Genomic DNA, 25,195 nt, shown 5'->3' on the forward strand with positions numbered 1-25,195 from the left:
TATTTTTTTCCGAAAAAACCTGGTTTTTTTGTGGACGCTGGTAATTTATTGGATATAAAATACGCCAGCTTTACGGGGCTAAGCTGGTTTAACAACCAGTTGAAAGAGGGGGGGAAAGAAGCCTTTCGGGGCGCATCAATAATAATAAAAGAGTAACACTACTGGGTTGAGTTGCGCTGAATCAGCGACAATTACATAATAAAAATAATAAGACTCAATGTGCCCGCTTAATGCGGGCTTTTTATTGCCTGTTATTCAGGAATGGTAATTTTATAACCCAAATACCTTCATAGCCGTTTATTCGTAGATTAAAGTGCTATTGAGCCAAACCTTAGTAATTAAAAAGGCATTGGCACAAAGTTACAAAACAGCGTCAACACAGGCCATTAACGGACTGTAGTCCTTAGAACCAAAAACGGGCTCCGGCGACAAACCGAGTACCTTGAGGAACATCTCCGGTAGTCCGCATATAATCAGCCGCTGATCCGAACTTGCCAGCCCATTCAACACCGATGTAAGGTGCAATCTCACGGCGAATCTCGTAACGTAGGCGCACACCTCCGTTAAAATCGGATAAGCCACTACTGACAGCTCGTGTGTCGTCTCTTTGGCTGTAAAAATTCATCTCCATACGTGGCTGCATAATGAGTTTTTGCGTTAGCAATAAATCGTACTCGGTTTCAAGCCGGAATGCGACTCTTCCCCGCTCATTAACATAAGTGGTAGCTTCCACATATAACCAGTAAGGTGCCAATCCCTGAACACCAAAGGCAAGCCAACCTCGATCAGTGCCCTTACCGCTATCGTAGCGTACACCCAGTTGCGTATCCCAATAAGCCGTAACCGCATGAGCCCAGAGTAGCTCATTGCGAGAATCCTTAAACGTGCCAGCCTCGATATCACCTTCGGCTCTGATTAGCGCACGGTTATAGGTTTGACCAAACGAGGCCTGCCAATCATAAGTCATTGTAGTGCTTTCACGACTGGTTACACTTTCAAGCCGGTCAACCAGAAGCGAAATAAGGTTATCTTCATCACCCATTTGCGGATGTAAGATTGGCCCAAAATCATAACCCTCTGAATAGGCATGTGGATCGCGAGCATCTGACGGTGCCGAATTTCCCGACATGGACTCATCATTCATCTTGCCATGATCCATACCCGACATGGACTTATGATTCATCTTACTATGATCCATACCGGGCATGGACTCATGATTCATCTTGCCATGATCCATACCCGACATGGACTCATGATTCATCTTGCCATGATCCATACCCGACATGGACTCATGATTCATCTTGCCATGATCCATCCCCGACATAGACTCATGATCCATATCGGGCATATTTTCCATGTCCCCGACTTTTTCTACCGGAGTTACCACTGGTTTTTTCGTAGACTTATCACCTTTGGTAATAGCAAAATGGTGACTGTGATCAACGATAACAGGATTTTCTTGCGCCCAAGATGAAGATACATTAAGAACCATCAAGCTGATAATCAAATTGATTCTATAGCTCATTGGTCATTCCGTGGCTCCACTTTTAGATTACGCGGGTTTGATTGTATTCTGTTCAAGCGACAACCACTTCACGCATCATGCCTGCATGCATATGATAAAACAGGTGGCAGTGCATTGCCCAACGCCCCAAAGCATCTGCGGTAACAAGAAAAGTCACCCGCTGCGCCGGCTGTACGATGATAGTGTGTTTACGAACCTGAAAAGCACTATCCGGGCTTTCCAGATCAAGCCACATCCCATGTAAATGCATGGGGTGTGACATCATCGTGTCATTAACAAAAATCACGCGCAGACGCTCGCCATAGCGAAAATGTACCGGCGAGGATTTGCCAAATTCAAGACCATCCAAAGACCAGCTATAACGCTTCATGTTACCTGTGAGATGAAGCTCAATTTCCCGTGCGGGTTTCCTTGGATCTCGCGATCCGCCAATACTGTGTAAATCGGCGTAAGTAAGAACCCGGCGACCATTGTTTCTTAAGCCAATACCAGGATCATCAAGATTGCTACGTGGCGTATCCACACGCATGTCAACACTGGGGCCATATTCGGTGCTGGCATGATGTACACGGGCATTTTTTCCGCCCGTTGCCATATTGGTATGAGCGCTGTGATCCATCGTATCCATACCCATGTCACCCATCATGTCCATCATGGAGAGGGCAACTGCCTTGTCCAGCGCAGGTACTGCCGCCGTCATACCAACAACTGTCGCCAAGGTACCGCAAGCATAGCCGGTACGATCCATAGTCTGGGCAAAGAGGGTATAAGCCCCTTCTTCAGGCATCACAATTACATCGTAAGTTTCAGCAAGACCGATACGAAATTCATCCACAGAAACAGGCTCAACGTTCTGCCCGTCAGCCTGAACCACCAGCATCTTAAGTCCAGGAATACGAATATCAAAAAAAGTCTGCGCAGCCGAGTTAATAAAGCGTAATCGCACTCTCTCGCCCGGACGAAATAGCCCTGTCCAATTGCTGACCGAGGTATTGCCATTCATCAGGTAAGTATAGGTATAGGCAGAAATATCTGCCAAGTCGGTCATATTCATGCGCATCATGTTCCACATATGACGCTTTTGGATAGCGTTGACCAGACCTTCTCCAACTGCATCATGAAAGAAATCAACTACCGTGTGCTGGTTAAAGTTGTAGTAATCACTTTGCTTTTTTAGCTTGGCAAAAATTGTCAGTGGGTCTTCGTCAGTCCAATCGGATAACTGCACCACATAGTCACGATCAGCCTGAATGGGTTCGATACCGGCCGGATCAATGATAATTGTGCCGTATAGCCCTGTCTGTTCCTGCATACCGGAATGGGAGTGATACCAATAAGTACCTGATTGCTGAACTTTAAAGCGATAGCTAAAGGTTTCCCCCGGAGCGATACCTTTAAAGCTGATACCTGGCACACCATCCATTTGATAAGGTAGAATGATACCGTGCCAATGAATCGAGGTTTCCTCGGCAAGTTGGTTGGTAACATGAATCGTTACCGTATCACCTTCCCGCCAACGTAGTGTTGGCGCAGGAAGCGAGCCATTAACGGTAGTTGCCATACGTGACACACCGGTAAAGTTAACCGCTGTTTCTGCTATGATGAGATTAAATTTAGTACCGACAAGCACTTCTGTCTGGATTGTTAATTTTGCTTGAGCCAATTTTATCCACGACGACAACCCTAAAACAGCCAAGCCCTGAACAAACCGTCTACGGGAAATATCAGGCACTATAAAAGAAGGTCTGGTAATAGGTGGCATGGTAAGGCTATCCTTGGGCACAAAATGGTATTCAACTTGGGGCGTATGATCTTAAATGTAATAGATTAAGTGGATGGTTATCGCCATATTACTTGATATCTTTCGCAGGTATAAAAAACTCTTGACTACCGCCTTAAATTATTGATTATTAAGGGTTGTTAATATCATTAACCCAGTCTCGCCAAATCGACATCAACACCGCCATCAAGGTCGGTCCTAAAAACAAACCCAGCAAACCAAAGGTTTCCATTCCACCGAAAATCCCCAACAGCGTCCAGATAAAAGGCAGCTTTACCGCTCCACCAATTAATGCGGGGCGAATATAATGGTCCGCTACCAAAGTCAAAATCATGCCGTATGCAAACAGCGCACCACCCTCAGCCATCTGTCCTTGAGCCACCAGTACCAAAGCACAGGTGCCGAAAATCAATTTGGCTGCGTAGGGAATCATGGCAAAAATTCCTGTTAATGCACCCAATATAGCCGGATTACTTAAACCGACCAACGCATAACCAATCCCCATCAACAAGCCTTTACCCAAACCGATGAGCATCATGCCATTAACTGTTGCACGGACGGCAATCGTGGCATGCAAGGTATAACGAAAACCCTTTTCTCCAAACAGCTTACGGCTACTGGCTAAAATCTGACGCCCCAAACTATCGCCATGTTGATAAACAAAAAGTAGCACCAGAAGAATGGTCAAAAATCCAAAAAACCGATGCACCAACTGGCTGGCAAAGTCTTTGGTATAAGTGACGGCCTTGCCTGTACTTAACCAGCGCAATGATTCATTGGCAGCTTCGGCACTACCCAACACGTTCATCCAATACTCTTTAGCCCAATGCCCGATTATTGGCATGGTTTCAAGCCACACGGGCGGGGAAATACCCCTGTTTTTCGCATCAGTCAGCAGTTGACCGAGTATCTGTGCTTCTTGTAGCAACCGACTCAAGCCATAACCTAATGGTCCCAAAATAACAGCACCCATCATCAAAGTAAGCGCTAGGGCAACCCAAGTCATTTTTCCATGTCGATCATTAGAAGCCAATAGCCGCTGGTAAACAGGCCAACTAGCAATTGCCAGCACCACCGCCCAAACCAGCAACGTAAGAAAACCATGTAAAACCCAGGCTCCCAGCAACAGTAAAATCAGGCCGCCAATAAAACGAGCGCGTACTTGCAGATTATTTCGCATAAGCTATCGATGATGACTTAAAAATACAACCCCGCATTTTAATTCACAACAGAGTCAATAGTGTGACAACCTTTAGCGTTTAACCATAACTACCAACTGCCGGCGCTCAAAAAGCAGGGTCACAAGAAGATAAATCGCCATCAACTCAACGGACAATAACCAGGGTTGTTGCCAACCAACACCTATCGGCAACTGTACACGGGCAAGATACAAACCAATACCCAGCATGATATAACCAAGTACCCGCTTAACATCATATGCGACCGGATAATAGCGCCGTCCCAGCAAATAAGACACCACCGCCATGCTGGCATAACATGCCAGTGTCGCCCATGCTGAACCCACATAACCGAGCAGGGGTATCCACCAAATATTAAGTACAATCGTTAACGTTGCACCAGACAAAGACACAAAGGCACCCATCAAGGTACGGTCAGTCAGTTTGTACCAAATCGACAAATTAACATAGATACCCAAAAACAAATTAGCCAGTAATAAAATCGGCACAACCTCAAGACCCGCACGAAACTCATCGCCAAGAAAATACTTAAAGAAATCGATAAACAGCGTCACCAATAAAAAAATGAACACACAAAAGATCACAAAAAACTTAAGTACTTTTGCGTAAACGATACGCGCATCGCTATTATCGGAATAAGCAAAGAAAAACGGCTCAGCGGCATACCGGAACGCCTGAATAAACAAAGACATCAAAATAGACAGCTTGTAACAGGCACTATAAATACCAAGCATTTTCATATTAGTCAGCGCGTCATAAGGCAGCAAGTACTTTAGCAAGGCACGATCAAGCATTTCATTGATAATTCCGGCAAAACCAATCACCACCATTGGTAACGAATAACGAACCATTCTACCGAACAACTCTCGATCAAAGCCCCAGGCCAACCCCTTTAATTGAGGAGCAAGCAACACAAACTTGAAGACGCTGGCTATCAGGTTGGCGATAAAGATATAACCGATACCTATTGCAGGATTGTAAACACTGGCTATCCATGATTGGGGATTTTCTGCGTAAACCTTCGGGCAATAAATAATAAAAAACAAACTAAGCAATACTGTGATAATTATCTCTGTTACCTTGATCCCGGCAAAGCGAAAAGCCCGGTCTTCTGCCCGTAACCTCGCAAATGGAATGGCGGCAATCGCATCCAGGGTTAAGATTAAGGTAAAACACAACACATACTCGGGATGATTGGCGTAATTAAGCGCCGTTGAAAGCTTTGAATTAATGAGCAGAATGGCCAGGAAAAAACCCACATTAACCAGGACAACAAAAATTAGCGCTGTTGAATAGGCAACATCTTTACCTGAATGCGCCTTATCGCGGAAACGAAAATAACCGGTCTCAAAACCAAACAAAAGTAAAACGGAAAAGAATCCGGCATAAGCATAAAACTCTGATACCACGCCGTATTCTGCGGCAGAGAAGTAATAGGTATAGAGTGGAACCAACAGGTAATTAAGGAATCGACCGAAGATACTACTAATACCGTAGATGGCTGTTTGAGAGGCAAGTTTTCTTATAATACCCATATCGTATAAGTCTGAGGTGTCATCGGATAATTCCGGCTGTGGCACGAAATTATACAGGATGAACCGAATTTGAATCGGGTGGAATAACTTTGGCCATAAAGATGCCCATATTAACTGTTGCTGCATTAACCTTAATGCCACAAACTTTCGGCAGAGAAATCAACCTGATAATTCTTCTAACTAAAATAAAGAGTATTTTTAGCGCAAATACTGGCTAACGATAGGCTAACCCAGTAATTCCCATACCGGCTTGATGTTCTTGGGCAAAGGTGCAAGCCTGCCTAATTCCACCCATTGATTGCTTACATTATGAAAGTCGGATCCCATTGATCCTGCCAGCTCAAAACGTGTTGCATAAGCGGCTGCCACGCGGATTTCATCAGCATTAATGCGACTGGTGATAACTTCTATACCCTGACCGCCAGCATCCTTAAAAACAGTCAGCAAGCGTTTCATCCAATTAGCGGTCAGCTTATAACGTAAAGGATGTGCCAATACGGCAACACCACCCGCTCCGGTAATCCAGCTAATTGCCAACTCCAGATCGGCCCACGAAGTTGAGACATAAGCGGCTTTGCCTTTTGCCAGATAACGATCAAAAGCTTCTTGCTGAGTTGATACATGATTTTGTGACAGCAGGAAATCGGCAAAATGGGTGCGAGTAATCATGCCTTCGCCAGCGGCTTTTTTGACTGCCTCAAATGCGCCCGGAATGTGTTTTTTCTCCAATTTTAAAGCAATTTTTTCGGCTCGTTCCAGACGAGTAGTCTGTAAATTATGGGTAGCTTCAGCCAAAGGCAGATAAGCCGGATCAATACCCAACCCGACTATATGGAAACATTTATCTTGCCAGTTGGTAGAAAGTTCAATGCCCGGAATTAACTTAATACCGGTTGCCGCTGCACACAACTGCGCCTCGGGAAGTCCGGTAGTGGTATCGTGATCGGTTAAGGCCAGTGAGGTAACGCCCTGCTGATGTGCACGCAGGACTAAGTCTGTTGGTGACAAGGTACCATCAGAGGCATTTGAGTGACAGTGTAAATCGTAAAGTTCGGTCATAAGTATTCGGTTCCGCGTAAAAGGTGAAAGGCTCAAGGAAATTATTTCTCACCTTTTACCCGATATCTACTTTATTGGTATTCGCCATAAAGTTTGGCATAAAGCCCCTTGTTATTAATTAATGTTTCATGACGTCCTTGTTCACAAATTATCCCCTGTTCAAAAACGTAAACATGATCAGCCTGCTTAACAGCACTTAAACGATGAGCAATAATAAGAGTGGTTCGGCCTTTTAAAAAAGTAGCCAACGCCTGATGTAATTTATGCTCGGTTTCACTATCCAGCGCAGAAGTTGCTTCATCCAAGATCACGACTTTAGGATTGGCAACAATCATGCGGGCAATAGCCATTCTTTGCCGTTGACCACCAGAAAGCCGCATACCAAGCCGGCCAACGATCGTATCTAAACCGCTTGCCAGATCTTTAACCGCATCTTCCAATTGTGCAATAGCCAGTGCATTCCATAATACAGCATCGCTGGCGGGTTTACCCAAAGTCAGATTGGCGCGAATAGTATCGTTAAACAAAACCGGGTGTTGTAGTACCGTAACCACATTCTGCCTGACAATTTCTAAACCTATGCGCTCAATAGGAACGCCATCAAAGCAAATTTGCCCTTCACTCGGTAAATAAAGACCAATCATAGTTTGAATTAAGGTAGACTTACCGCCGCCACTGGCACCAACCAGGGCAACCTTTTCTCCGGCTTTAATTTTTAAATGTATACCGTTAAGTATTTTTTCCTCTCCATAACTAAAATGTAGATTATTGACACTAATAGCTACGGTTTTTTTATTCAAAAAAGGATTTTCAAGATGCGGATAATGCGGCTCCTGTTCGAGTGCATTCAGTCTGTTGATACGCGACAACGCGGCTTTCGCGGCATAAAAAGCATATTGAATACCCAGAATTTCCTGTACGGGCGCCATCATAAACCAGAGATAACCAAATACCGCAAGCATTTGACCAATACTGAGATCAGAATAAAAAACCATCAGCATGGCGCAGGCACGGAAAATATCAAAGCCAAACAAAAATACCAGAAAACTTAATCGCGATGCCGCATCACTTTTCCAAGCAAAGGCGGTTGAATATTCCTTAACCGAGCGGGCAGACTCTATCAATTGACCACAATAATAATGCTCACGATTACTGGCACGAATTTGATGTATGGCTTCCAGCGTTTCCGTTAACGATTGTTGAAAAACTTCGTAAGCAGAATTTTCCTTGGATTTAAGATCTTTAACCTGAGAACCAACCACACGCGTGAAATAAATCACTACGGGGTTTAACAGCATAATAAACAAGCCCAATTGCCAGTGCATCCACAGTAAAATAACCGCCGTTCCGAGAATCGTCAAACTGGCCACCAGTAATTTACTAACGGTGGTACCAATAAATGTATCAATGGTATCGAGATCTTTAACCAGATGAGTAACCACCGTACCGGTTCCAAGGCTCTCATATTCAGACATGGATATGGTTTGCAGATGCCCTATCATGCTTTTACGAATGCGAAAAATAATGTCTTTGGAAATACAGGAAAAGTGTCGAGCCTGAATGATGTTAAAAATACTGGCTATAATTCTTAGTATTAAACTGACAATTAAAATAACCGAAATATAAAGAATGGGAAGCTGCCATTCGGAAGGGAATAATCGATTGATAAAGCCGATTGCCACGCCTGGTTTATTCAATAATACTTCATCAACCAACAACGGCATCAGTAACGGTACGGGAACACTGGCAATAGTTGCCAAGATAGCGATGAAATGAGAGTAAATCAGGGCTTTTTTATGTTCCAACGCAATTTGATAGATAGAGCTCCACGTGTAAGCGTGTTTAGTCTGTTTTGATTGCACGACAATAGATTAGATAGTTTTTTTATAAGCGGATGATTGTAGTATCTCACTATTATCATCCTCAATTTAAGGATTAATGCGACAACGTCATTATAATCAGTATGACTCAAATTCCGGGATCTGAAGGTATTTCTAAATTTGTTAACTAACACAACTATTTCAACGGCTTTTTTTATTATGACATATCTTATAAATCAATGTGATATAAAAGCGCATCTTGACTGTACGCATATGAATTCAGGCCTCTGCCCGCTCTACTGAAAAGCCCGAAACCTTACCTGCTGTCAATTTGCCTAAGCGCACTGGGATGACGAATTAAAACTGAAAATTGTTTTCTGTTTTTACTCAGCCAACCACGGACTTCAACAGTTTTACCAACATACTCATTAACATCAGGAAATAAAGACAGCCATTGCCGTTCTATCCGTGCTTCAAACTGGCTGGAAAAAACCAGGTAAACAGACTTTGAGGTATTACGAATGCTGACAACCTTTCCTGCCAGTCGCGTCCAGCCATGATGTACTGACTCGGTAAGACTGCCAACCGGTATTGCGGCATACTCCGGTCGCTGCCAAATACCCGATTTAGCCTGCTCCGCTGCATTCCCGGCGGCAACCAACTCATTAACATAACGCAAATTAGGCGGGTAAATACTAACTGTTGCAAGGCCTGCTTTAACCAAAGACAAGTTAATATGCTCTTTTTTTTCGGTAAACAAATACGCTAAAATTCTTCCGTATTTATCGGTTTTCTCAATATCAAATTCCAGTCGAACTTTAGTATTTTTAAGCTTACCAAGCAACCAAGCCTTGGCTTCTTCTCCACCTGCCTCAGCCGGTTTATCCCTATGTTGAATTTCCGGCGTATTGATTCCCAAAAAACGAATTTTTTTCCCATTCTCCAACTCAATGGTATCGCCATCATAAACTGTTTTAACACTGTAAAATCCATAACCTGACTTTATATTAACAATTTTTGCATCAGGATTAAATCGATCAGAAAAATGCTCACTGCCTTTTGCATCCTGCCATTGATAGATTTTTGAGTCTGCACAAACAGGCAGGCATAGTATTAAGATCAACAAGCCCAGTATCAACTTACCTGTATAACCACTAAATTGATCGCTAAAAGAGGGGTTGTTTTGCATTTTATTAAGCCTTAATCTGCCGAAAATAAAACAGAACAAAACCGGTAAGATTATCCGCAATGGTAAATATTTCAAAGCATAAAATTACCCAAACAGCGTGCAAACGATAAGAAAAGTCTCATCTCTTTTTCTATCATTCGTTACATCTATTCGAGATTGTTGTATTATTTTAATAGCAACCACTTGAGTATTATCATTTATCTTAATGCGGATTGCGCCAAAACCTGATGGTAGATATTACTATCATGACTTGTAACCTTACACCTGATTTCTCTAAAAAAACTATTATGAGCCAATTAAATCTGCTGCTTCGTTTACTAATAAGTCTTATGTTAGTCTTTTCTATTGCTGGTTGTGCCGGAGGTAAAACCTATGAAAGTACGGGTGAATATTTGGACGACTCGGCCATTACTACCAAAGTAAAAACTTCAATATTAGGTGATTCCAAACTTAAAGTTTTTCAAATTAGTGTTAAAACTTTTAAAGGCGTTGTGCAGCTTAGTGGCTTCGTTAACTCCAATGAAGTCGCTACCAGAGCCACTGAGATCACGAGAACGGTTAAAGGAGTCAAAATGGTTAATAACAGTCTCATTGTAAAATAAATAAATTTATTAGTTATTCCAATAAACTTGTTATTAAAATTACCGACATCCTAAAGCTAATAACGCACCGATTTATTAAAAGGTACGTTAGCTGATTTCAAATCAGGCTTTGGTAATACTTTTGACTGTTATCATGATATCCCTGCGCATGAATGGATTATGCGCAGCAAGGTACTAAATAACTGCGATTTTTTATTGATAATCCTATCAATGATTAATAAACATCCCTGACGTAACGCTTATCTTTTTTCAGTTGATTAACGTAATCGATAGCTTGCTGTTCTGAAAATTTGCCATGCATGGCGATAATATCATGCAGTGCCTGATCGACGTCTTTTGCCATTCGGTAAGCATCACCACAAACAAAGAAATAACCGCCCTGCTCCAACCACAAAAACAACTCGGCACCTTGTTCACGCATCCTGTCTTGTACATAAATTTTGGCATCCTGGTCTCTGGAGAACGCTAAGTCCAAACGTGTCAGCAAACCGCTTTCCTGAAAATTTTCCAGTTCTTCACGATAAATATAATCAGTTGCTGCGTTACGATCGCCAAAAAACAACCAGTTGTTACCGGGAGCATTGCGATACTGGCGTTCCTGCAAAAAGGCACGAAAAGGTGCGATACCAGTACCGGGACCGACCATAATCATGGGCAGATTATTATCTTCAGGCACCCTGAACACCTTGTTGGGTGTAAAGAAACAACGTACGCTGGTTTCAGCATTAACCAGATCAGCCAAAAATGTTGAACAAACACCTTTATGTGATCGACCATGGCTATCATAACGGACACTGGCAACCGTTAAATGCACAGCATCCGGATACTGCTTGCCGCTGGAAGAAATCGAATAGGCTCGATGTTGCAAAGGTTTTAATAGCGCTATAAATTCAGCCGCCGTAAATTCACAAAGCGGAAATTGCAACAATAAATCCAGCGTATCGCGTCCCCATAAATAATCGGCCAGCTGTTCTTTATTGCCCGTTTCAATAATCCCGTTAAGTTCCTGGTCGCCAGAACGGATGGCAATCTCTTCAATGAGTTCTTTACTCGGTGCCTTGATCTCAAAATGTTCACGTAATGCCAGCTGTAGGGACATTAATTCACCATTGACCGGCTCGTATTCATCGCCTTTACAACCAATAGCATTAATGATAGCGACAACCAGCTCAGGACAGTTGGTTGGCACAACGGACAAGGCATCGCCCGCTTCGTAGGTTAAGCCTGAACCGGCTATTGAAATTTCATAATGACGCGTTTCTTTGGACGATGATGCGTCCGTTAATAAGCGATTAACCAACAGTTTGGCCGGGAATGGATTTTTTCGATGGTATTCAGGCTTGTCGATAACCCGAGGATCAGTTTCGACAATTGTCGTAACAGCGCCTCCGGCCATGTGTGGAATAACAGCAGTCATCCAACGCTCAGCCGGCTCTTCAAAATCGACATCACAATCTGCGCGATCATAAACGCGTGTTGCACCCAGTTCAGCCAACTTGACATCCCAGTCTATACCGGCTTGGCAGAATAAATCATAACTGGTGTCACCCAAGGCCAACACTGAAAACTGCATGCCTTCCAGTCTTGGCATCGTCGCCGCACAAACGCTATCCCATAGCATTTGGGCATTATCCGGCATTTCGCCTTCACCATAGGTACTGGTAATAACCAGTAAATAATCTATCGCAGACAGCGCATCCGCTTCAATTTCATCCATGCTTTTTACCAAAGGCTTCAAGCCGTAAGTTTTGGCAACGGCCGCAGCATCATTGGCAACGGCTTCGGCGGTACCCGTTTGGCTACCATACAGTATGGTAATAAGTCGACTATCTGCTTGACTGACTGAGCCAGCACTTTGAATCAGATGTGAGTGCATACCGGCAAAAAAACCGCCTAGCCATGCGCGTTGATTTTCGTTATAGGGTGCATCAAGTGGGAGTTGAGGTGATTTCATTTAAGTTACTAACAATTCAATTATTATTAAAGGGTACCTTGCAAAATGTCCGGCTCAACAAATATCAAGCGATTTCTTCGCTCAACATGCCCTGAACAATACCCAATCCAACAAGTCCGGCCAAATATTCTTCTATACACGGAATATCTGCTAATGCCTGCTTATTAATTTTGTCCTGCTCAATAATCCAGGCAGTAGATCCTATGGAATAAATACTTTGCACCGAACGATTAATTAACGCGGTTTTATAATCATTAAGGCGTTTAATAGCCAACAGACTGGCAAGCTGTCCGTCACTATAATTACTGTAGGCTTCGCGAGTGCTTTTAACCAACATTTCCTGTAATTTACGTGGACGGTCAATAATCAGTTTACGCGCAGCTTGCTCTATTTTACTTTGTGAACGAAGTATCTCAGGCAAATGTTTAAGCATCTCCCGGGCACATTGTTGTGCTTTTTCAAGCACGGCAAAACTATTAACCAATTTAAACGTTAAGGCGTTATCGGCACTGCCATAGTCAGGTATTGCACCACCAAATAGTGGTTGATTTGCCTGATAAGCAGTCTTGACCTGATCAATTTGCTGTTGCGCCAATGCTTGCGCCAACTCTTCAATCATTTCTTTACGATCCATTGATTGTTGCAAAAACCGGCTTGTTTGTGTTTTATAAAGCCATAAAGGCATGGCGAATTTAAAATGCTTGCGTTCAGCTTCCCAATTTTTGAGTAAATCTTTCGCCTTACTGGATTTTGCGTAATCTGCATGCTCTACAAGCATGGCCAGAATAAACTGCTCATGCGCACGCGCGGTATCGTTGTCTTCGATCAGGCTATGCAAGGAAACAGAAGATTTGTCACACAGGTTTTCCAATAAATTTTCTGGGTCATATTGGTAAGCATTACCACCCGACATGCCGTTACAGAAACCTTTACCAAAACCGCCAATATTCAAGACTGCGCCGTTGGTCATATATTCGCAGGCAAAATCGCCGACTCCTTCTACGACGGCCATTGCGCCAGAGTTTCTAACTGCAAAACGGTCTCCAGCCTCGCCATTGATAAAGGCTTTACCTCCGGTAGCACCAAATAAGGCAAAGTTACCAATCAACACATTGTTACCGGGTGTTTTAATACCGCCGCCGGGTGATTCAATCACCAATGTCCCGCCACAAGCAGACTTACCGACGCCATCATTACAGGTACCCAGATGCTCCATACGCATACCGTCATTTAAAAAAGCGGCATAACTTTGCCCGGCCGAGCCATGGGTACGAATAACAACACTATCCGGTGCCAAATAACGACGCCCCTGTTCGTGGGTATAAATAACCTTGGAACTCGCAATTTGCTGATCAGTCAATTCGTAGGCAAGCATCCTTTCAATATCAATCGCCGCCTGTCCACCCACTGTTTTATTGCAGTTATTTAGTTTAAAAGCATCGCCCTCGATGATAACTTGTGACTGTTTACCATTTATAAGTGCAGTCTTTACCTGTTCAATGATTTTATTATCAACACTAAAACTGGCTTCCAGATAAACGGGATTTGGCACCATAACAACATCTACCTTGGCCAGCATCCGGGTCAAATCAAGTTGACCTACCATTGAGGGATGATTAATCAGATGCAGTAAATCGGTATTACCCCGTATTTCCTGTAAGCTTTTGTAACCTAAAACGGCCAATATTTCCCTGACTTCGTGTGCCAGATTCATAAAATATTGCGCCAATACCCGCGAGTCACCTTTAAACTCTTCATGTTCGGTCGTTAAACCTGCCGGACACTTAATATTGCAATTTTTCGCCATTACGCAACGCAACATCATCAGCACCGTCGTGCCAAACTCAAACGAATCGGCACCCAGAATTGCTGATTTAACGACATCGAGACCGCTTTGATGAGCGCCACTGCCACGCAATATTACTTTATCGCGCAATCCGTTGACGGCCAAGGCCTGATGGACTTCTGCAATACCAATTTCAGGTGATCGTCCGCTGTTTTTTAGACTGGTAACAGCCGCAGCTCCCGTACCACCGGTATTACCGGCAACGTTGATAACATCCGCACCGGCTTTGGCAACACCGACGGCAATGGTACCAATACCCTCGGATGAAACCAGCTTGACACCGACTTTAACGCGCGCAGCTTTAGCATCATGGATTAACTGCCCCAAATCTTCGATTGAGTAAGTATCATGGTGTGGCGGTGGACTAACCAATTCGACTCGAGGAGTACCACCACGTAAGGCGGCAATTTCTACTGAGACTTTAGTCGCAGGTAATTGACCGCCTTCGCCGGGTTTTGCACCCTGAGCTATCTTAATTTCAATTTCTCTAATATTGGGATCAGCCAAATAACCAGCCCAAACACCAAAGCGTCCTGATGCAAATTGCTTAATATTACAGGAACGTAGTGTGTTAAAACGACTGGAATGTTCACCACCTTCGCCAGAGTTACTTAACGCTCCCACGATATTAATACCTTCGGCAACGGCTTCATGTGCTTCGGCTATTAAAGCACCATGGCTCATCGCACCTGACGCAAGCATGGCAGTGATTTCATGCGCTGGTTGTACTTCATTTAAGGCAATCGGGTCACGGGCAGTTTTTATTGCACTTAAATAATTTGCCAACCTGCTATCAGCATCAAAAACACTTACAACCAGAGTAGCATCGACCACAGCAAAGCTAAATTTAGTATCAGCAAATCGATTTTTAAAATGCTCCGCCAATTGCTGCAAACGCTGACTGGAAGAACTCTCGGTTAAACAAACTATATATTCATCATCATTGATTTTATTTACGCTTAAGCCACGAATCAAATAATTAATATTACCGTGTAGATTTTGTTTACACAGAATGCGATCAAAATCTGGCGTCGTTATAGCTGAAGTAACATCGGCAGGAAAATCCATAATATCGCGTAATGACGCCGGCCTGGAATCACGTTCAACGTACAGATTTTTAGCAAAACTACGATAAGCGGGCGTAATACCAAAACTATCGATTTGTTCAGGTGTGCGTTTTTCATAACCTGAATCAATATAAGCGGTATCACTTGCTACCGGTGATTTATCTTGGGGAATATATAAAATCGCCTCATCGGTCATATTAATATATTCTCTGACTGCCGTATTGCCATAAGAATGACCTGCACCATCCTGGCGCTCTTTAAACAAACCTAAAAATGGAATGTCTTTTTCTTCCCGGACAGCCAGCGCTTTTTGATGCCATTCGCTGGCACTGGCAGCAATATCAGCATAACGCACACCACCAACTGAAGCATGAATATTAGGAAAATAAGGACTTAATCTGGGCTCGTCAGTATCCAAATAATTAGATTCAAAGAATTCACCACCGATATAACTTTCCACCGTACACAAACCAAATTTACCCATGGTCTTCATGAGTGATTTCTCTGCGGCTTTTTGATATTTATCAAAAGTTTTTTGTTGTTCCGCTACAGGGTAATGACTGATAACACGGTTGTATACACTGATAGGGCAGATGGCTGAGGCGCCAAAACCTAAAATGGTGGCAATATCATGGGGACTGGCGGCTTGTCCGGTTTCAGCAATTAATGATGAATTAAAGCGTAAACCTTCTTTAACCAAATGCTGATTAGCTGCTGCTATCATTAACAAGGCAGGAATAGCGGCAAGCTCCTGACTGATATTGATATCGCTTAAAATAATAATACCGGTATTATTTCTGGCTGCCTGCTCAACCTGCTCACAAACAACCAATAAAGCTGCTTCCAGAGCATCTTCATTGCTTTTGGCATCAGTAAAGTCAGGCCTATATAACATATCCAGCGTGATAGTGCTGACTGTGACTTGCCGGCGAATTTGTTCCAGATGTGTCCGCTGCAAAATGGGCGTATCAATAACCAGTTGTTTGCTTGGTTCATCTGAAAAAGTAGGTTTTGCACCTAGCGCCACGCGCAAGGTCATACCGTCACTTTCCCGAATTGAATCCAGCGGTGGGTTGGTTACTTGAGCAAAGCGCTGGCTAAAATAACGTGACATCCCACCTTCAGCACTGGATAAGGCATTGGGTGCCAAACCGTAACCCATAGCCGATACTTTTTCTGCACCGGTTGCCAGCATAGGATCAAGCAGAAACCTAAAGCTTTCCTGATTAAGGGAATACGCAGTATGTTGCTGATCTATGTTAAAAGTATGCTCGTTATTGAGTTCTGATAATTCAACGAGTGGCAGTTCAGTTAGATGGATGCAACTCAGCACCAATAAAGCCTGATAATCCTGCTCACCAGCCAATCGATCCATAACTTCATGGTTGTTATAAGCTTTGCCTGTACTATGATCAAAATACAGCATACCGCCCGCTTCAATACGGCCGCGCTTCAAAACCTCTTTAGGTGGGAAATCTATTTGACCTGCTTCTGACATTACCGCCAAATAGTCTTCGGTTTCTACTGAACGCAAAGGCCGTAAGCCCAGACGATCCAGGCGAGCGCCAACACGAATACCATCATTGAAAATTAATGCGGCAGGGCCGTCATTTTTTTCTTCATACAAACTGAAATATTCCAGCATCGCACGAACAGACGGCGATAAAGTGGTATCATTTTCCCATGCAGGCGGCATCATTGCCAAAACAGCGGTGACTATATCCATATCATCTTCGTTGATACGACGGGTCAGTGTTTGATCCAGACGTCCGGAATCTGATTGGCCACAAGGAAAAATAAGATGTTTGTTATTTTGCCTGGCAATAGCGCTTTCACTTAGCCTGTTTTTCTTGTCAGTATTTAACTCACCATTGTGCGCCATATAACGAAATGGCTGCGCCATCATGGTTGCTGGTGCTGTATTGGTAGAAAACCGGGTATGAAAAAACAGGGTACAGATTTCGTGATCAGTATCGTACAGATCTTTAAAATAAGGGATTACTTCAAACGAATTTAAGCGACCTTTATAAACCTGAGTACGGGAACTCATCGATAACGGGTAAAAACCTGCTAACTCGTCAAGGGTAAATCCTTCAACTTCAATGCATAACAAGGCAGCCTGAATATGCTTTTCAAAGTCTTTATGTGACGCATTTTTCAAACTGTCGGGACGACCGAACACACACTGCTTTATTGGCAATTGGGCTTTTACCGCTGCAGCATTAATAACGTTAAGATCTACGGGGATAGTACGCCACAAGATAATCGGCAGGTTAAAATCTTTAAAGTGACGTTCAATTAATTCATTTGCCGCAGAATCATAATGATCATGATCTTCAGGAAAAAAGAAATTGGCAACGCCAAATTGCCCTAGTTCGAGACTGTCAATTCCAGTTATTTTACGAAAGAACTTGAGGGATAAATCTATATTAACGCCTGCACCATCGCCGATACCTTCTGCACTCATGCCACCACGATGGGGAATAGTACACAAGGCTTCATGGGATTTAGCGAGTAAATCGTGGGTTTGCTTACTCTTTTTGTGAGTAATAAACCCCACACCGCAACTATCCTGCGATAAATCAGCGTTGTAAAGCATAGCGTTTTTATTACCTAATCGGGAATTTTTATTCATTATCCAGCCCGTACTCTCATCATATCGTTATGTGCAGCGTTTAGTGTCGGTTTATATCAATGGCCATCATAATTATATGTACCAGATTAACGCATTAAATCACTGTGAAATTATTTAAAAATCACTTAATAAACCGTGAAATGTTAGCATAATCAGGCTCCTTTGTCATTCAAGCCCGAGTAATTTGCCATATTTATCTATTAACTCAGCTTATAAATAAAAAGCCGGCAACTTGTTTTACCAGTGTACAAAAGAAAAGAAAGCTATTTTTAATTATTTTAACTGATTGTTATACCTGCTATCATCCAGAATAAGATTATGCAGAATGTCAAATTAAATTGGGTCTACAAAAGAAGCTGGCAATTCGCTTATAAGCTCGTTTGCTCATCGGTAAAGTTGGCGCCTTACCAGTTGATGGCGCATTAACATTCCAAAAGCATTACTCACCAGATGCTTAATTTACTGACTCAAAAAATCCACAGAAAAATAAATATAAGCAATAAAAAACCCGCCAAGCCAGATAACTTGCGGGTTTGTGTAATGCTTTGCACTTCACTGAATGCCTAACTGGTGCCGATGGCCTGTCTTGAATTGCCACTACAAGCCGCGATAACAAAGGAGGCAAAAAACAAATATTAAAACCTACTGTAAAAGCTACTGTATAAAACATTTGTGGCTATGCTTTTTGCTTTAAAAAGTCATCATTCCAGTTAATTAGTCATTCAAAGGCCCGACCTTTGAAGATTCGTTATTTTGCCTTATTCCAGTCATTTCCACAAACGCTCGTTACTCTTTATATATAGTGCGTTGATGTTTCCATTAAATAGCTTATTCATTCTGCATAGGAAAAACTAACCCCGTCTAATGATAATCGCTTATCTAATCTGGATACCGACTAACCAAGACCGTTAAGCGCCTTGGCTTATTGATCGTGGTGAATGCTTCTCTGATCTGGGTACCAACTGACCAAGACCGTTAAACGCCTTGGCTTATTGGTCATGGTGAATGCTTCTCTAGTATCGGTGCCCAGTGAAGAACCGGTTCCTTGCTCTGGATATCGACTGGCCAAGACTGTTAAGCATCCTGATTTATCGGTCATGGTGAATGCTTCTTTGGTATCGGTGCCAAGTGAAGAACCGGCTCCTTGCTCTGGATATCGACTAACCAAGATCGTTAAGCGCCTTGGCTTATTGATCGTGGTGAATGCTTCCATGACATTACCGCCAAATAAAGATATTGCTTCAGTGAATAGCCGGGCCTGATCTGGATACCAACTGACCAAGACCGTTAAACGCCTTGGCTTATTGGTCATGGTGAATGCTTCTCTGGTATCGGTGCCCAGTGAAGAACCGGTTCCTTACTCTGGATATCGACTGACCAAGACCGCTAAACGCCTTGGCTTATTGATCGTGTTGAATGCTTCTCTGATCTGGGTACCAGCTCTGGCCAAGATCGTTAAACGCCTTGGCTTATTGATCATGGTGAATGCTTCTCTGATCTGGGTACCAGCTCTGGCCAAGACTGTTAAGCGCGCCGGCTTATTGATCGTGGTGAACGCTTCTCTGATCTGGATACCGACTAACCAAGATCGTTAAGCGCCTTGGCTTATTGGTCATGGTGAATGCTTCTTTGGTATCGGTGCCAAGTGAAGAAACGGCTCCTTGCTCTGGATATCGACTAACCAAGATCGTTAAGCGCCTTGGCTTATTGATCGTGGTGAATGCTTCCAAGGTATTACCGCCAAATAAAGATATTGCTTCAGTGAATAGCCGGGCCTGATCCGGATACAGACTAACCAAGACCGTTAAGCGCCTTGGCTTATTGATCGTGGTGAATGCTTCTCTGATCTGGGTACCAGCTCTGGCCAAGACTGTTAAGCGCGCCGGCTTATTGATCGTGGTGAACGCTTCTCTGATCTGGATACCGACTAACCAAGATCGTTAAGCGCCTTGGCTTATTGGTCATGGTGAATGCTTCTTTGGTATCGGTGCCAAGTGAAGAAACGGCTCCTTGCTCTGGATATCGACTAACCAAGATCGTTAAGCGCCTTGGCTTATTGATCGTGGTGAATGCTTCCAAGGTATTACCGCCAAATAAAGATATTGCTTCAGTGAATAGCCGGGCCTGATCCGGATACAGACTAACCAAGACCGCTAAACGCCTTGGCTTATTGATCGTGGTGAATGCTTCTCTGATCTGGGTACCAGCTCTGGCCAAGACTGTTAAGCGCGCCGGCTTATTGATTGTGGTAAATGCTTCCCTGGTATCGGTGCCCAGTGAAGAACCGGTTCCTTACTCTGGATATTGACTAACCAAGACCGCTAAACGCCTTGGCTTATTGATCATGGTGAATGCTTCTCTGATCTGGGTACCAGCTCTGGCCAAGACTGTTAAGCGCGCCGGCTTATTGATCGTGGTGAATGCTTCCAAGGTATTACCGCCAAATAAAGATATTGCTTCAGTGAATAGCCGGGCCTGATCTGGATACCAACTGACCAAGATCGTTAAGCACCCCGGCTTATTGATCGTGGTGAATGCTTCCCTGGTATCGGTACCAGCTCTGGCCAAGATCGTTAAGCGCCATGGCTTATTGATCGTGGTGAATGCTTCTAAGGAATTACCGCCAAATAAAGATATTGCTTCAGTGAATAGCCGGGCCTGATCCGGATACAGACTAACCAAGACCGTTAAGCGCCTTGGCTTATTGGTCATGGTGAATGCTTCTCTAGTATCGGTGCCCAGTGAAGAACCGGTTCCTTACTCTGGATATTGACTGACTAAGACCGCTAAACGCCTTGGCTTATTGATCGTGTTGAATGCTTCTTTGGTATCGGTGCCAAGTGAAGAAACGGCTCCTTGCTCTGGATATCGACTAACCAAGATCGTTAAGCGCCTTGGCTTATTGATCGTGGTGAACGCTTCTCTGATCTGGATATCGACTGGCCAAGACTGTTAAGCATCCTGATTTATCGGTCATGGTAAATGCTTCTTTGGTATCGGTGCCAAGTGAAGAAACGGCTCCTTGCTCTGGATACAGACTAACCAAGACCGTTAAGCGCCTTGGCTTATTGGTCATGGTGAATGCTTCTCTGGTATCGGTGCCCAGTGAAGAACCGGTTCCTTACTCTGGATATCGACTGACCAAGACCGCTAAACGCCTTGGCTTATTGATCATGGTGAATGCTTCTTTGGTATCGGTGCCAAGTGAAGAAACGGCTCCTTGCTCTGGATATCGACTAACCAAGATCGTTAAGCGCCTTGGCTTATTGATCGTGGTGAATGCTTCTCTGATCTGGGTACCAGCTCTGGCCAAGATCGTTAAACGCCTTGGCTTATTGATCGTGGTGAATGCTTCCCTGGTATCGGTGCCCAGTGAAGAACCGGTTCCTTACTCTGGATATTGACTGACCAAGACCGCTAAACGCCTTGGCTTATTGATCGTGGTGAATGCTTCTAAGGAATTACCGCCAAATAAAGATATTGCTTCAGTGAATAGCCGGGGCTGATCCGGATATCGACTGGCCAAGACTGTTAAGCGCCTTGGCTTATTGATCGTGGTAAATGCTTCTCTGATATCGGTACCAAGTGAAGAACCGGTTCCTTACTCTGGATATTGACTGACCAAGACCGCTAAACGCCTTGGCTTATTGATCATGGTGAATGCTTCTCTGATCTGGATACCGACTAACCAAGATCGTTAAGCGCCTTGGCTTATTGATCGTGGTAAATGCTTCTCTGATCTGGGTACCAGCTCTGGCCAAGATCGTTAAGCGCCATGGCTTATTGATCGTGGCGAATGCTTCCAAGGTATTACCGCCAAATAAAGATATTGCTTCAGTGAATAGCCGGGCCTGATCCGGATACAGACTAACCAAGACCGTTAAGCGCCTTGGCTTATTGATCATGGTGAATGCTTCTCTGATCTGGGTACCAGCTCTGGCCAAGACTGTTAAGCGCGCCGGCTTATTGATCGTGGTAAATGCTTCCCTGGTATCGGTGCCCAGTGAAGAACCGGTTCCTTACTCTGGATATTGACTGACCAAGACCGCTAAACGCCTTGGCTTATTGATCATGGTGAACGCTTATCTGATCTGGGTGCCAGCTCTGGCCAAGATCGTTAAGCGCCATGGCTTATTGATCGTGGTGAATGCTTCTAAGGAATTACCGCCAAATAAAGATATTGCTTCAGTGAATAGCCGGGGCTGATCCGGATATCGTCTGGCCAAGACTGTTAAACACCTTGGCTTATCGGTCATGGTAAATGCTTCTCTGATATCGGTACCAAGTGAAGAACCGGTTCCTTACTCTGGATATTGACTGACCAAGACCGCTAAACGCCTTGGCTTATTGATCATGGTGAATGCTTCTCTGATCTGGGTACCAGCTCTGGCCAAGACCGTTAAGCGCCTTGGCTTATTGGTCATGGTGAATGCTTCTCTAGTATCGGTGCCCAGTGAAGAACCGGTTCCTTACTCTGGATATTGACTGACTAAGACCGCTAAACGCCTTGGCTTATTGATCGTGTTGAATGCTTCTTTGGTATCGGTGCCAAGTGAAGAAACGGCTCCTTGCTCTGGATATCGACTAACCAAGATCGTTAAGCGCCTTGGCTTATTGATCGTGGTGAATGCTTCCAAGGTATTACCGCCAAATAAAGATATTGCTTCAGTGAATAGCCGGGCCTGATCCGGATACAGACTAACCAAGACCGTTAAGCGCCTTGGCTTATTGATCATGGTGAATGCTTCTCTGATCTGGGTACCAGCTCTGGCCAAGACTGTTAAGCGCGCCGGCTTATTGATCGTGGTGAATGCTTCCCTGGTATCGGTGCCCAGTGAAGAACCGGTTCCTTACTCTGGATATTGACTGACCAAGACCGCTAAACGCCTTGGCTTATTGATCGTGGTGAATGCTTCTAAGGAATTACCGCCAAATAAAGATATTGCTTCAGTGAATAGCCGGGGCTGATCCGGATATCGACTGGCCAAGACTGTTAAGCGCCTTGGCTTATTGATCGTGGTGAATGCTTCTCTGATATCGGTACCAAGTGAAGAACCGGTTCCTTACTCTGGATATTGACTGACCAAGACCGCTAAACGCCTTGGCTTATTGATCATGGTGAATGCTTCTCTGATCTGGATACCGACTAACCAAGATCGTTAAGCGCCTTGGCTTATTGATCGTGGTAAATGCTTCTCTGATCTGGGTACCAGCTCTGGCCAAGATCGTTAAGCGCCATGGCTTATTGATCGTGGCGAATGCTTCCAAGGTATTACCGCCAAATAAAGATATTGCTTCAGTGAATAGCCGGGCCTGATCCGGATACAGACTAACCAAGACCGTTAAGCGCCTTGGCTTATTGATCATGGTGAATGCTTCTCTGATCTGGGTACCAGCTCTGGCCAAGACTGTTAAGCGCGCCGGCTTATTGATCGTGGTAAATGCTTCCCTGGTATCGGTGCCCAGTGAAGAACCGGTTCCTTACTCTGGATATTGACTGACCAAGACCGCTAAACGCCTTGGCTTATTGATCATGGTGAACGCTTATCTGATCTGGGTGCCAGCTCTGGCCAAGATCGTTAAGCGCCATGGCTTATCGGTCATGGTAAATGCTTCTCTGATATCGGTACCAAGTGAAGAACCGGTTCCTTACTCTGGATATTGACTGACCAAGACCGCTAAACGCCTTGGCTTATTGATCATGGTGAATGCTTCTCTGATCTGGGTACCAGCTCTGGCCAAGACCGTTAAGCGCCTTGGCTTATTGGTCATGGTGAATGCTTCTCTAGTATCGGTGCCCAGTGAAGAACCGGTTCCTTACTCTGGATATTGACTGACTAAGACCGCTAAACGCCTTGGCTTATTGATCGTGTTGAATGCTTCTTTGGTATCGGTGCCAAGTGAAGAAACGGCTCCTTGCTCTGGATATCGACTAACCAAGATCGTTAAGCGCCTTGGCTTATTGATCGTGGTGAATGCTTCCAAGGTATTACCGCCAAATAAAGATATTGCTTCAGTGAATAGCCGGGCCTGATCCGGATACAGACTAACCAAGACCGTTAAGCGCCTTGGCTTATTGGTCATGGTGAATGCTTCTCTGGTATCGGTGCCCAGTGAAGAACCGGTTCCTTACTCTGGATATTGACTGACCAAGACCGCTAAACGCCTTGGCTTATTGATCATGGTGAATGCTTCTCTGATCTGGGTACCAGCTCTGGCCAAGATCGTTAAGCGCCATGGCTTATTGATCGTGGCGAATGCTTCTAAGGAATTACCGCCAAATAAAGATATTGCTTCAGTGAATAGCCGGGCCTGATCCGGATACAGACTAACCAAGACCGTTAAGCGCCTTGGCTTATTGATCGTGGTGAATGCTTCTCTGATCTGGGTACCAGCTCTGGCCAAGACTGTTAAGCGCGCCGGCTTATTGATCGTGGTAAATGCTTCCCTGGTATCGGTGCCCAGTGAAGAACCGGTTCCTTACTCCGGATCCAGACTAACCAAGACCGTTAAGCGCCTTGGCTTATTGATCGTGGTGAATGCTTCTCTGATCTGGGTACCAACTGACCAAGACCGTTAAACACCTTGGCTTATTGATCATGGTGAATGCTTCTCTGATCTGGGTACCAGCTCTGGCCAAGACTGTTAAGCGCGCCGGCTTATTGATCGTGGTAAATGCTTCCCTGGTATCGGTGCCCAGTGAAGAACCGGTTCCTTACTCTGGATATTGACTGACCAAGACCGCTAAACGCCTTGGCTTATTGATCATGGTGAACGCTTATCTGATCTGGGTGCCAGCTCTGGCCAAGATCGTTAAGCGCCATGGCTTATTGATCGTGGTGAATGCTTCTAAGGAATTACCGCCAAATAAAGATATTGCTTCAGTGAATAGCCGGGGCTGATCCGGATATCGACTGGCCAAGACTGTTAAGCGCCTTGGCTTATTGATCGTGGTGAATGCTTCTCTGATATCGGTACCAAGTG

At 44.2% G+C, this 25,195-nt stretch carries 29 protein-coding genes; 1 reads left to right on the forward strand and 28 read right to left on the reverse strand.

Annotation, left to right across the window (positions count from 1 at the left end; all coding sequences use genetic code 11):
- Positions 1-403 precede the first annotated feature (403 nt).
- From KKZ03_RS21875 to KKZ03_RS00800, 7 genes are all read right to left on the reverse strand, one after another.
- On the reverse strand, positions 404-1,525 hold the full coding sequence (locus KKZ03_RS21875; RefSeq protein ID WP_305852362.1) for a copper resistance protein B: 1,122 nt from the start codon (positions 1,523-1,525) through the stop codon (positions 404-406).
- A 52-nt stretch (positions 1,526-1,577) separates the two neighbouring features.
- The gene (locus KKZ03_RS00775) at positions 1,578-3,287 is read right to left on the reverse strand and encodes a copper resistance system multicopper oxidase (RefSeq protein ID WP_305852363.1); all 1,710 of its coding nucleotides are present in this window, start codon (positions 3,285-3,287) and stop codon (positions 1,578-1,580) included.
- Positions 3,288-3,435: 148 nt separating this feature from the next.
- Entirely contained in the window at positions 3,436-4,485 is a 1,050-nt protein-coding gene (locus KKZ03_RS00780) for an AI-2E family transporter (protein ID WP_243219340.1), read from the reverse strand.
- A 72-nt stretch (positions 4,486-4,557) separates the two neighbouring features.
- On the reverse strand, positions 4,558-6,039 hold the full coding sequence (locus KKZ03_RS00785; protein WP_243221723.1) for a lipopolysaccharide biosynthesis protein: 1,482 nt from the start codon (positions 6,037-6,039) through the stop codon (positions 4,558-4,560).
- Positions 6,040-6,264: 225 nt separating this feature from the next.
- Positions 6,265-7,098 (reverse strand): PHP domain-containing protein, encoded by an 834-nt coding sequence (locus KKZ03_RS00790; RefSeq protein WP_243219342.1) that lies wholly within the window; start codon positions 7,096-7,098, stop codon positions 6,265-6,267.
- Between the two features lie 71 nt (positions 7,099-7,169).
- Positions 7,170-8,960, reverse strand: a complete 1,791-nt coding sequence (locus KKZ03_RS00795) for an ABC transporter ATP-binding protein (protein WP_243219344.1) — start codon at positions 8,958-8,960, stop codon at positions 7,170-7,172.
- A gap of 274 nt (positions 8,961-9,234) precedes the next feature.
- Positions 9,235-10,107: a thermonuclease family protein gene (locus KKZ03_RS00800; RefSeq protein ID WP_243219346.1), complete on the reverse strand. Its 873-nt coding sequence runs from the start codon at positions 10,105-10,107 to the stop codon at positions 9,235-9,237.
- Between the two features lie 287 nt (positions 10,108-10,394).
- Here KKZ03_RS00800 and KKZ03_RS00805 point away from each other — a divergent pair, with 287 nt between their 5' ends.
- Positions 10,395-10,709: a BON domain-containing protein gene (locus KKZ03_RS00805; protein WP_243219347.1), complete on the forward strand. Its 315-nt coding sequence runs from the start codon at positions 10,395-10,397 to the stop codon at positions 10,707-10,709.
- Positions 10,710-10,923: 214 nt separating this feature from the next.
- Here the strand turns inward: KKZ03_RS00805 and KKZ03_RS00810 are convergent, their stop codons facing one another.
- From KKZ03_RS00810 to KKZ03_RS00895, 21 genes are all read right to left on the reverse strand, one after another.
- Positions 10,924-12,663, reverse strand: a complete 1,740-nt coding sequence (locus KKZ03_RS00810) for a sulfite reductase subunit alpha (RefSeq protein WP_243219352.1) — start codon at positions 12,661-12,663, stop codon at positions 10,924-10,926.
- A 64-nt stretch (positions 12,664-12,727) separates the two neighbouring features.
- The gene (locus KKZ03_RS00815; RefSeq protein ID WP_243219356.1) at positions 12,728-18,211 is read right to left on the reverse strand and encodes a glutamate synthase-related protein; all 5,484 of its coding nucleotides are present in this window, start codon (positions 18,209-18,211) and stop codon (positions 12,728-12,730) included.
- A gap of 922 nt (positions 18,212-19,133) precedes the next feature.
- A complete protein-coding gene (locus KKZ03_RS00820; RefSeq protein WP_243219359.1) occupies positions 19,134-19,523 on the reverse strand; it encodes a hypothetical protein in 390 nt (129 codons plus the stop codon).
- Between the two features lie 45 nt (positions 19,524-19,568).
- Positions 19,569-19,730, reverse strand: coding sequence for a hypothetical protein (locus KKZ03_RS00825; protein WP_243219360.1), 162 nt, complete (start codon positions 19,728-19,730; stop codon positions 19,569-19,571).
- A 19-nt stretch (positions 19,731-19,749) separates the two neighbouring features.
- A complete protein-coding gene (locus tag KKZ03_RS00830) occupies positions 19,750-20,079 on the reverse strand; it encodes a hypothetical protein (RefSeq protein ID WP_243219362.1) in 330 nt (109 codons plus the stop codon).
- A 19-nt stretch (positions 20,080-20,098) separates the two neighbouring features.
- Complete coding sequence (locus KKZ03_RS00835; RefSeq protein ID WP_243219364.1) at positions 20,099-20,428, reverse strand: hypothetical protein; 330 nt, start codon at positions 20,426-20,428, stop codon at positions 20,099-20,101.
- A 75-nt stretch (positions 20,429-20,503) separates the two neighbouring features.
- On the reverse strand, positions 20,504-20,923 hold the full coding sequence (locus KKZ03_RS00840) for a hypothetical protein (protein WP_243219366.1): 420 nt from the start codon (positions 20,921-20,923) through the stop codon (positions 20,504-20,506).
- Positions 20,924-20,968: 45 nt separating this feature from the next.
- Complete coding sequence (locus KKZ03_RS21735) at positions 20,969-21,091, reverse strand: hypothetical protein (protein ID WP_256451987.1); 123 nt, start codon at positions 21,089-21,091, stop codon at positions 20,969-20,971.
- Between the two features lie 19 nt (positions 21,092-21,110).
- Positions 21,111-21,287, reverse strand: coding sequence for a hypothetical protein (locus KKZ03_RS00845; protein WP_243219367.1), 177 nt, complete (start codon positions 21,285-21,287; stop codon positions 21,111-21,113).
- A 45-nt stretch (positions 21,288-21,332) separates the two neighbouring features.
- The gene (locus tag KKZ03_RS00850) at positions 21,333-21,524 is read right to left on the reverse strand and encodes a hypothetical protein (RefSeq protein ID WP_243219369.1); all 192 of its coding nucleotides are present in this window, start codon (positions 21,522-21,524) and stop codon (positions 21,333-21,335) included.
- A gap of 75 nt (positions 21,525-21,599) precedes the next feature.
- Positions 21,600-21,737, reverse strand: coding sequence for a hypothetical protein (locus KKZ03_RS00855; RefSeq protein WP_243219378.1), 138 nt, complete (start codon positions 21,735-21,737; stop codon positions 21,600-21,602).
- Between the two features lie 118 nt (positions 21,738-21,855).
- Positions 21,856-22,155, reverse strand: coding sequence for a hypothetical protein (locus tag KKZ03_RS00860; RefSeq protein ID WP_243219380.1), 300 nt, complete (start codon positions 22,153-22,155; stop codon positions 21,856-21,858).
- A 138-nt stretch (positions 22,156-22,293) separates the two neighbouring features.
- Positions 22,294-22,467, reverse strand: coding sequence for a hypothetical protein (locus KKZ03_RS00865; protein WP_243219382.1), 174 nt, complete (start codon positions 22,465-22,467; stop codon positions 22,294-22,296).
- A 45-nt stretch (positions 22,468-22,512) separates the two neighbouring features.
- Entirely contained in the window at positions 22,513-22,635 is a 123-nt protein-coding gene (locus tag KKZ03_RS21740) for a hypothetical protein (protein ID WP_256451988.1), read from the reverse strand.
- A gap of 45 nt (positions 22,636-22,680) precedes the next feature.
- Positions 22,681-22,986 carry a hypothetical protein gene (locus KKZ03_RS00870; RefSeq protein ID WP_243219384.1) on the reverse strand — a complete coding sequence of 102 codons (306 nt, stop codon included), beginning with the start codon at positions 22,984-22,986 and terminating at the stop codon, positions 22,681-22,683.
- A 75-nt stretch (positions 22,987-23,061) separates the two neighbouring features.
- Positions 23,062-23,199: a hypothetical protein gene (locus tag KKZ03_RS00875; protein ID WP_243219378.1), complete on the reverse strand. Its 138-nt coding sequence runs from the start codon at positions 23,197-23,199 to the stop codon at positions 23,062-23,064.
- Positions 23,200-23,317: 118 nt separating this feature from the next.
- A complete protein-coding gene (locus tag KKZ03_RS00880; protein WP_243219380.1) occupies positions 23,318-23,617 on the reverse strand; it encodes a hypothetical protein in 300 nt (99 codons plus the stop codon).
- 243 nt (positions 23,618-23,860) lie between these two features.
- Positions 23,861-23,983: a hypothetical protein gene (locus KKZ03_RS21745; protein ID WP_256451988.1), complete on the reverse strand. Its 123-nt coding sequence runs from the start codon at positions 23,981-23,983 to the stop codon at positions 23,861-23,863.
- 45 nt (positions 23,984-24,028) lie between these two features.
- Complete coding sequence (locus tag KKZ03_RS00885) at positions 24,029-24,295, reverse strand: hypothetical protein (protein WP_243219386.1); 267 nt, start codon at positions 24,293-24,295, stop codon at positions 24,029-24,031.
- 45 nt (positions 24,296-24,340) lie between these two features.
- Positions 24,341-24,616, reverse strand: a complete 276-nt coding sequence (locus KKZ03_RS00890) for a hypothetical protein (protein WP_243219387.1) — start codon at positions 24,614-24,616, stop codon at positions 24,341-24,343.
- 373 nt (positions 24,617-24,989) lie between these two features.
- Positions 24,990-25,133 carry a hypothetical protein gene (locus tag KKZ03_RS00895; RefSeq protein ID WP_243219389.1) on the reverse strand — a complete coding sequence of 48 codons (144 nt, stop codon included), beginning with the start codon at positions 25,131-25,133 and terminating at the stop codon, positions 24,990-24,992.
- Positions 25,134-25,195: the final 62 nt, after the last annotated feature.

Origin of the sequence: Methylobacter sp. S3L5C (assembly GCF_022788635.1) — a bacterium.
In the GTDB taxonomy this organism is placed as follows: Bacteria; Pseudomonadota; Gammaproteobacteria; order Methylococcales; family Methylomonadaceae; genus Methylobacter_C.